General features: G+C 60.9%; 7 protein-coding genes and 1 pseudogene. 5 read left to right on the top strand and 3 right to left on the bottom strand.

The window, feature by feature from the left end:
* Nucleotides 1-190 precede the first annotated feature (190 nt).
* Nucleotides 191-1,396 carry a hypothetical protein gene (locus tag ACS5Q1_RS44745; protein WP_473104261.1) on the bottom strand — a complete coding sequence of 402 codons (1,206 nt, stop codon included), beginning with the start codon at nt 1,394-1,396 and terminating at the stop codon, nt 191-193.
* Between the two features lie 195 nt (nt 1,397-1,591).
* Here ACS5Q1_RS44745 and ACS5Q1_RS44740 point away from each other — a divergent pair, with 195 nt between their 5' ends.
* The gene (locus ACS5Q1_RS44740) at nt 1,592-2,080 is read left to right on the top strand and encodes a YciE/YciF ferroxidase family protein (RefSeq protein ID WP_473104260.1); all 489 of its coding nucleotides are present in this window, start codon (nt 1,592-1,594) and stop codon (nt 2,078-2,080) included.
* 215 nt (nt 2,081-2,295) lie between these two features.
* On the top strand, nt 2,296-4,077 hold the full coding sequence (locus ACS5Q1_RS44735) for a Rieske (2Fe-2S) protein (protein WP_473104259.1): 1,782 nt from the start codon (nt 2,296-2,298) through the stop codon (nt 4,075-4,077).
* A gap of 377 nt (nt 4,078-4,454) precedes the next feature.
* Here the strand turns inward: ACS5Q1_RS44735 and ACS5Q1_RS44730 are convergent, their stop codons facing one another.
* A complete protein-coding gene (locus tag ACS5Q1_RS44730; RefSeq protein ID WP_473104258.1) occupies nt 4,455-4,802 on the bottom strand; it encodes a hypothetical protein in 348 nt (115 codons plus the stop codon).
* An 881-nt stretch (nt 4,803-5,683) separates the two neighbouring features.
* Between ACS5Q1_RS44730 and ACS5Q1_RS44725 the strand changes: the two genes are divergently transcribed.
* Nucleotides 5,684-6,124 (top strand): acetyltransferase, encoded by a 441-nt coding sequence (locus ACS5Q1_RS44725; RefSeq protein WP_473104257.1) that lies wholly within the window; start codon nt 5,684-5,686, stop codon nt 6,122-6,124.
* A 671-nt stretch (nt 6,125-6,795) separates the two neighbouring features.
* On the opposite strand, the pseudogene ACS5Q1_RS44720 reads toward ACS5Q1_RS44725, so the two are convergent.
* A pseudogene (locus ACS5Q1_RS44720) lies at nt 6,796-7,086 on the bottom strand (redoxin family protein); the annotation flags it as partial.
* 684 nt (nt 7,087-7,770) lie between these two features.
* Between ACS5Q1_RS44720 and ACS5Q1_RS44715 the strand changes: the two are divergent.
* Both ACS5Q1_RS44715 and ACS5Q1_RS44710 read left to right on the top strand, forming a co-directional pair.
* Nucleotides 7,771-8,106 carry a DUF6894 family protein gene (locus ACS5Q1_RS44715; RefSeq protein ID WP_473104256.1) on the top strand — a complete coding sequence of 112 codons (336 nt, stop codon included), beginning with the start codon at nt 7,771-7,773 and terminating at the stop codon, nt 8,104-8,106.
* Between the two features lie 473 nt (nt 8,107-8,579).
* The coding region (locus ACS5Q1_RS44710; protein WP_473104255.1) for a hypothetical protein at nt 8,580-8,941 on the top strand (362 nt) is incomplete at its 3' end.

The raw sequence follows: 8,941 nt of genomic DNA, 5'->3' as shown, positions 1-8,941 counted from the left end.
ACCGGGCAGCCGGCAGGAACAGACCCATGGCATCAGGCGTTACTCAGCAGCCCTTTTGATGCTCATGACTGTCTCATCGACATGAACCCGGCTCTGCGCCGGGTTCGTTTTGACTTGGGCTGACATCAGGGAGCACATTACTCGTTTTCCGTCGTGCACTGACGCATAAAGAGCAGGGCACACGTGCTTATCATTGAGGTGTTTCAGGCGACATGGGAGCGGTACCGGCTGGAGTACCTGTTCCGGGTGTGTCCTGAGCAGGTGGCGTGGCAAGTTGCTGCCTTGCCCCGGCCAGCTGGCTCTGAGCATCAGCGAGTTCCTGACGAGTGGTCTGAAGCCGCCCCTCGAGTTCTGCAACCTCTCGGTTGCGCGCGGCTAGGTCATCCGTTGCCCTTGCCAGCTGGGCCTGAAGATCAGTCCGTTGCTGAATTGCTTGGTTCTGGATGTCTGCCTGCTCCCTTGTCAGGCGCTCCCGCTCCGAGCGGAGGTTAGCAAGATCGGTCTGAGTGGACGCTTCTGCCTCACGCGCCTGCTGGACGCGTTGCTCGACATCGGCGAGCTCTGATCTCCTTTCCGACAGCTCCTGGGTGGCTTGGGTTACCGTCTCGCGAACTGCTGCTTCCTGCCGTCGAGCCTCCTCCAACCGGCGGCTTACATCGGTCATTTCCTGCGTGCGTGTCGCGAGCGTCTGCTCGCTTGTGGCAATCTCCTCCTTCACAGATGCCAGCCGTTGCTCCGCCGGCTGTAGCTGGTTCTGGATCTCCGGCAGGCGCTGCGACAGTGCCGTGACGCTGCGGTCCAGCTCAGCGGCTCGCTGCTCATTGGCTTGCAGGGCTTGTCGAGCAGTGGAGGTCTGGGTCTGAACCTCGGTTCGAGCTTGGGTGAGCTGCGTCAGTTGCTGCTGCTGCGCCTGCAGGTCCTGCAGAGTGGCGGTGAGCTGCGCTTGGGCCTGCTCGCGCGCTTGCGTGACTTGGGCCAGCTGTTGCTGGGTTGTCTGGAGCGACTGCTGCAGGGTATCGAGCTGAGTCTGAAGCTGGTCACGGGATTGGGCTGCCTGCGTGAGTTGTTGCTGAGATGTCTGTGCCGTCTGCTGTAGGGTTGCAACTTGTGCCTGGGTCTGCTCTCGAGCCTGCGTGACCTGGGCTAGCTGCTGCTCCGCACCAGCTACCCTGGCCTGCAAGTCCGCCAGAGCTCCTCCGGTGCGCTGCTGCTCGTCGAGCTGCCGTCGCAGAGTGGCATTAGCCTGCTGAAGGCGGGTTATTTCCGTTTGGGCTTCCTGCTGCTGGTCGAAGGAGGAGAGCCCAACGCCAAGGGCTAGAAGCCAGCCCAGGATGGCAGCTCCAGCCAATGCCAAAGTTACGGGCCGCTTTAACTCGGAGCGGTAATCGATGGACATTATGATCCTCCTGCGCGTGGGCTGCTCGTTCTAACGCAGGACCGTCACCAGCGTTGCCGGTGTCCGTAGGCCAGTTGCCTCCTTCTATGCGACCTGACCATGGCCGCTCCTCAGACAAAGAGTTGCACGGAACGCCCGGATGCGTCGTGGATTATCAATCTCGCTGCCGCAACAGGTCAGGACAGGAGATTGGGAATGGCTGAGAAGGATCTAAAGGCCCTCTTCTTGCACCAGCTCAAAGATACCTACTTCGCCGAGAATGCCATTCTCAAAGCCCTGCCGCAAATGGCAGAAGCTGCGCAGGCTGAGGAGCTCGAGGGCGCCTTCGCTGTCCACCTGAAGGAAACAGAGGGACAGGTGAAGCGCTTGGAGCAGGTATTCCAGCTGTTGGGCGAGAAGCCTGCGGGTGTTGAGTGCAAGGCCATTCAGGGCATCATCGAGGAAGGGCAGGAGATCCTGCAGCAGTTCAGCGGTGGCGAGGCTCTGGATGCCGGGCTGATTGCCGCGGCCCAGGCGGTGGAGCATTACGAGATCACCCGCTACGGCACGTTGCTCGCATGGGCCAAGCAGCTGCGTCTCTCTGAGGCTGAGGGGCTCATCCAGGAGACCCTGATCGAGAAAGAGAACACCGATCAGATCCTTTCGGAGTTGGCCGAGGATGCCATCAATCCTGCCGCCGCTTAGGAGGCGCAGCTGACGGGCGAATGGCAACAACGCTGCCCCAGTCCTACTTCGCGCGATGCGGTAACGGTCGCCCGCGAGCTGAGGCGGCCTTTACTCCGTTAAGTTGACGATGCCGTCCTGACGGCCAAACTAACGGAGGTGCGGTTGGTCTGGTATAATCCGCAGCGGGAGCCCACCGCGCCCACAAAGCGAGCGGCTGCTGGACGGAAACCGCGATGGACACGCTGACCTCGGAGTTTGTGCGGGCCTGCAGCCTTGACGAACTGAAGGCCAAGGGCCGCGTTGTTGTGCATGGTCGGCATCCGCCGATCCTGCTCGTCTACGATCAAGGACGCGTCTTCGCGCTCGACAACCGATGCCCGCATATGGGCTTCCCGCTGGAGCGAGGCAGCGTCGCGGACGGCATTCTGACCTGTCACTGGCACCATGCCCGGTTCGATCTGGCAAGCGGCTGCACTTTCGATCTCTGGGCCGACGACGTGCCGACTTGCCCGGTTGAGATCCGCGAGCCCGGTGAGGTATGGGTGAGACCTGTCTTCGGCCATGCCGACCCCGTGGGCCATTGGCGTCGGCGCCTGCAGGAAGGCTTGGCCCACAATCTCGACCTCGTCATTGCCAAGGCTGTGCGGGGTCAACTCGCGGCCGGTGTGCCAGCTTCCGAGATCATCCGGCAGGTCGCGCTCTTCGGGCTCCAGAACCGGGACGGCTGGGGCGTCGGCCTGACCATCCTCACGGCGTTTGGCAACCTGCTGCCGGTGTTGCCGGAGGAGGAAACCTACCTCGCCCTGTTTCATGGCGCCCGCCGTGTCGCCGCAGACTGTGAGGGCCAGCCGCCACGGCGCGAACGCGTGCCCCTCACCAGCCAGCCCGATTTGGCCGTGCTCAAGCGCTGGCTGCGGCATTGGACGAAGGTGCGGCACAGGGAGGCGGCGGAGCGCACCCTGCTCACGGCGATTGCCACCGGGGCTTCGCCTGCGGCTCTGGCTGATCTTCTGGTCTCGGCCGCGGCGGATCGCGTCTATGCCGATGGCGGACACTTGCTCGATTTCATCAACAAGGCTTTCGAATGCCTCGACCTGATCGGCTGGGAGCACGCGTCGGCGGTCCTGCCGAGCGCGGTTGGTCAGCTGGTGTCGGCGCAGGGAGCCGAGGAAGCGACGGCATGGCGCCATCCGGTCGATCTTATTGCTCTCTGCGAGGCAGCAGCTCAGGAGCTTCAGGGTCTGTCTGCGGGCGTGGCCAACGGGGAGCTCTGGTCAGAGCATGTCGTCTTGGCCGAGGCCCTCCTTGGCGACGATCCCAATGAGATCCTGGAGGCTCTCACGGCCGCCGTCCGCGCTGGCGCCTCGCCTGTGGATCTGTCACGCTCCCTGGCCTATGCGGCGGCGCGCCGGGTGGTGCAGTTCGGGACCGCCAACGAGCACTCCGACTGGGAGACGGCCCATCACGTCTTCAGCTACAGCAATGCCGTTCACCAGACCCTGAAGCGGATCGCGACAAGCGGCACCCTGCCGAACGATGCGGCCGAGGCGAGCCGGGGCATTGTCCATGGTGCCATGGCGGTCTATCTGTCGCGCTATCTGAATGTGCCGCCCGCGCGGGTGCCAGACGAAGGCGATCCTCGACTGGATGGCCTCCCCCAATCCTCTCAAAGCATCCGCATGGCCTTGCTCGATGCTTTCGACCGGCAGCGGCAGGTGGATGCCGCGGGCTGCCTCGTGGCGCAGCATCTATCATTGGGGCACCCGCCCGATGACCTGATCACGGCGCTGGCGCACGCACTGCTCCGGGAGGATGCGGGGTTTCATGCCTGCCAGATGTTGGAAGCCGGGGTGCGTCAGTTCGGGGAATGGGCCGATTCCCGCCAGGGCGGGCACATCCTGATGGGGGTCGGCCGCTACCTGGCGGCGCATTCGCCGAGCGAACGGGCTGCCTTTCAGACGGCCGACATTGCGCGGCGGCTCCTGCACGGAAGCGAACTGCATCAGATGGCTTAGATGATCCGTGACGCGGGTGCGAACCTGAACCTTGGAACTAAACCTGCACCCAACGAAGTGACAGGGGCGAGCAATTTTCGGTGATAAGAATTTTGACAAGAAGCCCGTAACCGGAGCTCTGGCAGGATCCTCTCACGAGAGGATCTCATGCGGATCAATCACCAGCTGGCTCGGTTGTGGCTTGATGCCCTGGCAACGGAGCTTGGGGCCTTGGCCGGTACGATTGACACCTACACCGACAACGTGAACTGCGATCTTGTCTGGCTAGATGAGAACAGCTTCCGTCTGAACGATATCGGGTTAGAGCAGATGAGGCTCCAAAGTCCATTCCTGTTAAGGAGGATCGGGCGCTGCAATGATCCCAAAGAGACAATTGATCATCGATTCCGGCGCTTTGGGCATGGGCAACCGATCATATTTTGCGCCACGCCATCCCCATCGTCCTCAAAGGCGGAAGCCTGGATCACGTAGCCTTCCGCTTCCACCCAGGCGATCATGAACGAGGGTGTCAGCGGGGAGCCGGAGCGGTCGACCATTGCCACACGGTCCTTGTGCAGGGTGAAAGCGATCTTTCTGAGCCGCGGCAGATCCACCACGACGCTGTTCTTGGGATAGCGCGGAATGAAATCGACCGGCTCACGCAGATACGCCGTGTCGCCATCGGTCCAGTCGAATTTCGCGTTGTTCAGCAGTTGTCGCATCAGGGCAAAGCGCTCCGGTGTCATGCCGCCTGCTCCATCTGGTCGATGTTGCACTGGTAGACAGTGAAGGTGACCGCGACGATCCACGGGTTCTTCGCCCACGCCTCAGGACTGTTGACGGAATCCCATAATTTCGCGCAGCATCGCTCTGGATGGCGTCGGCCGGGTTCTTCGATACCAACTGCGGTCAGGCTATGCGGTCGAGCCTAGGGCACATACCAGAGCGGCGGGTCGGCAATCTCAAAGTCGACCCCTTCGGCCTCGGCATTGGCCCCGTTGATGTCCTGCAGTTGCCTCACCTTCACATCAGACACGATCAGCGTCAAGCGCGAGACCCAGCGGGGCATGTGGATAGAGGGGCGCGGCTTCTCGCTGTCAGATCAGCGACGTTCCCACTGGGCATGATGCCGCCGATCACGCGCCTGATTGGGCCAGAAGCGCGCCGCATTTTCTCCACTCGAGAAAGGCAATCGCTCCTGCAACGACGTTTGGTTAATTTCTGGTCTTCACACCATGCTGAGGCCGCCTCACCAGAAGTAGGAGATGCTGTAAGCAATAAAGCCGCCTACAACGACAACAGCTGCTGTCTTCCAATGCTTCTGGATGTGTTCATGAAGTGTCATTTTGTCTCCTTTAAGTCGGTCTTCGTTTCTTGTCATTTTCCGCGAGTTTATCCATGCTAACTACGCTTGTCAGCTGTGTCGCAATGCTTGACCGAGGACAGAAAAATTCTAAAGCAGCTCACATTCGCTCATGCGGCGAGACGCTCGATCTGCTCAGCTAGCGACAGTTGCCGATTGCCGGAGTATGCCGCTTGTCCCTTCTACGTCACTTGAACCAAATTTGCGGAACACTGCGATTTTGACTTAGGCCGCGTATGGGAAGCAGATAGCAGGATAAGCCCGATGATCTCTATTCGACCAGCGCGCCTCAGCGACAAGGACACCCTGTTCGCAATCTGGCTTCGGGCGGTCCGGGCGACGCACCTCTTCCTGAGCGAAGCTGACATCGATTTCTACTCTGGGCTCGTCCGCACCGAGTACCTGCCCCAGGCGATCCTCTGGGTCGCAGTCGATGATGCAGACCAGCCTCTCGGCTTTATGGGCATGACAGAGGACAAGATCGATGCGCTGTTCGTCGCGCCGGAGCAGCATGGCAAAGGATTGGGGCGCGCTCTCGTCGCGTATGCGCGCCGGATGGCGCCGAAACTGTCCGTTGACGTCAACGAGCAGAATGAGGCTGCCCGGTCATTTTACAGGCGCATGGGATTCCGGGAGGTAGGTCGATCCGAGCGGGATGATCATGGCCGTGCATTTCCCATCGTTCACTTGATCCTGGAAGGCTAGGCTCAGGCCCTTGCCCGGGCTGCCAACGTCCTGCGCCACTCCATGGCAGCCGCTTGTCTGCGCCACCTCATCACCGGCACCAGGATCGTCACGAGGAACACCAAGACTGCTGATCCGATCCAGGGGAGCAGCTCGGGTGATGTGATGAGAGGTTGCAGCTCCAACAGACTATTGGTTGCTGGTTGAAGCATCTCGAGCAGATTGATCATCGTGGCCTTGATTCTGTCTGCGTTCTTGGGCGGTTTCGCACCTATTTGTCTCCAGAGCAGCCTAAGGCGGTAAATCTGCACCCATCGCTGCTTTGGAAGATGATGCTTATCCACCCCTGCACGCGTGCTCGCCCCATCGGCGACGATGCGAGCGGTATGGTTAACGACGGATTAAGGACGCCTCTCCCTGTTCGATCGGATCATCATCCTCAACAACATCCATGCTCATGCCCTGTTCTCACATCTGAGCAGCGTGAGGTTTAGGTTCGGAAGTGGTTCAGGAACACCCTTGGTTCCACGTGGCCAGAGCTATTTCCGCCCGCGAACTGGATTCGCCTCTGGCTTACCTTCCGGATCAATTCAGCGTCCCGGAAATTCCAGACGGCTGATCGTCTGCTCCACGAACGCTCATGCTGCCATGCGGCGCAGACGTCCAAGAGGAGGCGCGGTGTGGAAGGCGCCTTATGGAACCTGCCGCTGCGACAGCCATTCCACGACATCAGTGGCACTTCGATCCGGCGGGAACACAGGATAGAAGACGTGACGCACGGTGCCATTCTCGATCACAAGCGTCAGGCGTTTCAGGAGCGTCATCCCGCCGGTCTCGAAGGTCGGCAGGCGCATGGCGTTTGTCAGCTCCAGGCTGTCGTCCGAGAGCAGTGGGACTGGGAGGTGCAGCCTCTCCGCTGCCTCGCGCTGATAGGCGGTGTCTTGGGTTGAGAGACCAAACAGGTGATCGACCCCAAGGGCCTTACAAGATGAGAGCGACCCTTGCGGGGGAGAGCTGGTACATGTTGATAGCGCATTTCGAACTAAATATCATTCAACACAGGATATCTTTGCAGGCCTGATGCCGCCACCAACCAGACGAAATGGTCGCGGACCTGTCATCCGAAGGCGTTAACAATCTTGTGTTGGGGACGGTCTGCCGCGGACTGCTACGTTTGTCGTGCGGAACTGAAAACGGCCCCTGAGGCTTAACGGCAGTGGTTCGATGGGCCGGGGGCACATGGCAGAGGATGAAGTTGAGGCTGTTGCGGCCGAGCTTGCAAGAGCAGGCGGCCTGTCCTGGCATGCGGGCAAGGAGCAGGGTCCTCTGAAACTCGTCATGAACCGGTATCGCGACCGAGCCCGTCTGGCCATTGCTGCCCTCGAACGCGTTCACGCCGGCAAGCAAAACATCGCCCCTGCGCCAGATGCCGGTGAACCACTCGACACGGGTGCAATCGTCAGCTCTGAGGGTCCTTTGGCTGATAGCCTCGCAGCTGGAAGTCTCGTCCTGTACCGTCCTCCTGGAGACCGGAGAACCTACCCGTGCCGGGTTGAGAGCGTGGAAGGAAGCCGGGCCTACCTCATCCCCCGAGCTTCCAACCTGTACTGGCTGGGTGGAACTCGACAATGTCTCACAGTCGGTAGTCCAATAAGGCGGGCTAAAACGTGGCAACCATCATTAAAGGCAAGGCGATGTCGACTGAGGGTCTTGGCACCGGCCTATCATCAGCTCCTTGCTGGCACGAGGCCACAACGGCCCTCCTGGTTCCAGCCCGCTACTACTTCAACCTCACGGATGGCGATAACAGGATCCGTGATGAAGAAGGCATCGTGGCGTCCAGCATCCAGGCGGCGGTGGTCTCCGCCCTGGAAGCCGTCGAGGAGCTTCGTGCCCAGGAGCCCGCAGGTTCCGATGAGTGGCGGGGATGGCGTCTGGAGATTGTTGATGGCTCCGGCCGAGCGGTGCAGGTGATCCCGTTGGACGCTCTCTCGGCTCATTGAGCAAATCCGGGACGAACCGCCATAGTGGCTGCGCTTGGTTATGTGACAGCTATGAGTCCCTGTTCTTTGCCCTCCCCGTCCCCTGCCCTCGGCATCAAGGTCACACGGCCCGGATCAACGGAGATCAGCCCGGACCAGCGCTGCTCGACCGGACGAGGATCGCCCTGAGGCTGCCGGATCCCACACGGTCCGGAAAGAACGGGAGTCGCCGTGGGGTGAGCCTGCTCTTTCAGTCATCAGGATGTTGCCGAGATACCAATCCCTGTGAATTCCGTGGAGAACGGGGACAAGCGGGAGAATGGTCACCGACCGTTGCTCACAAAGGCCCAGAACTCGGACTTGTCTCTATTGAATTAACCAAACCTAAGCAGGTCCGGAGGCGCAGGAGCACGCTGATGCGCCATGACTTCCCCTGCACGGCCGCGAGGTGATCCTGGACCTCTCTGGCCGCCCGATGCCGAGAGGAGAAGCCCGTGAGCCCGTCGTCCCAATGGACCTTGTTCCTCGCCCGCCCCGGCCGTGACCGGCAGCACGTCGTCCGGGATCCGCACGGCGAGCCCCGTCTCATCTTTGATGAAGATGATGGCACGCGGATCAACGATCGCCTCGCCCGGTTCCTTGTCGAGAGTCTGAATGCGGACCTTAATCCGGACGACCCGGATCCGGACGAGGGCTGGTTCCTGGATAGTCTGAGCGACGGCGACGAGCAGGATCCGGCCCTTCTCATTTGCGATCCGGATTTTGAGATGAGGCTCGAGGTCCTCGAGACGGGGAACCTCGAACAGGATCAGGCGCTGGGACGACGAGTTGCGGCGCTCATCAACACCTATTTCCT

The organism is Microvirga sp. GN3, assembly GCF_055792825.1.
This window is presented reverse-complemented; position numbering and strand designations above follow the sequence as displayed.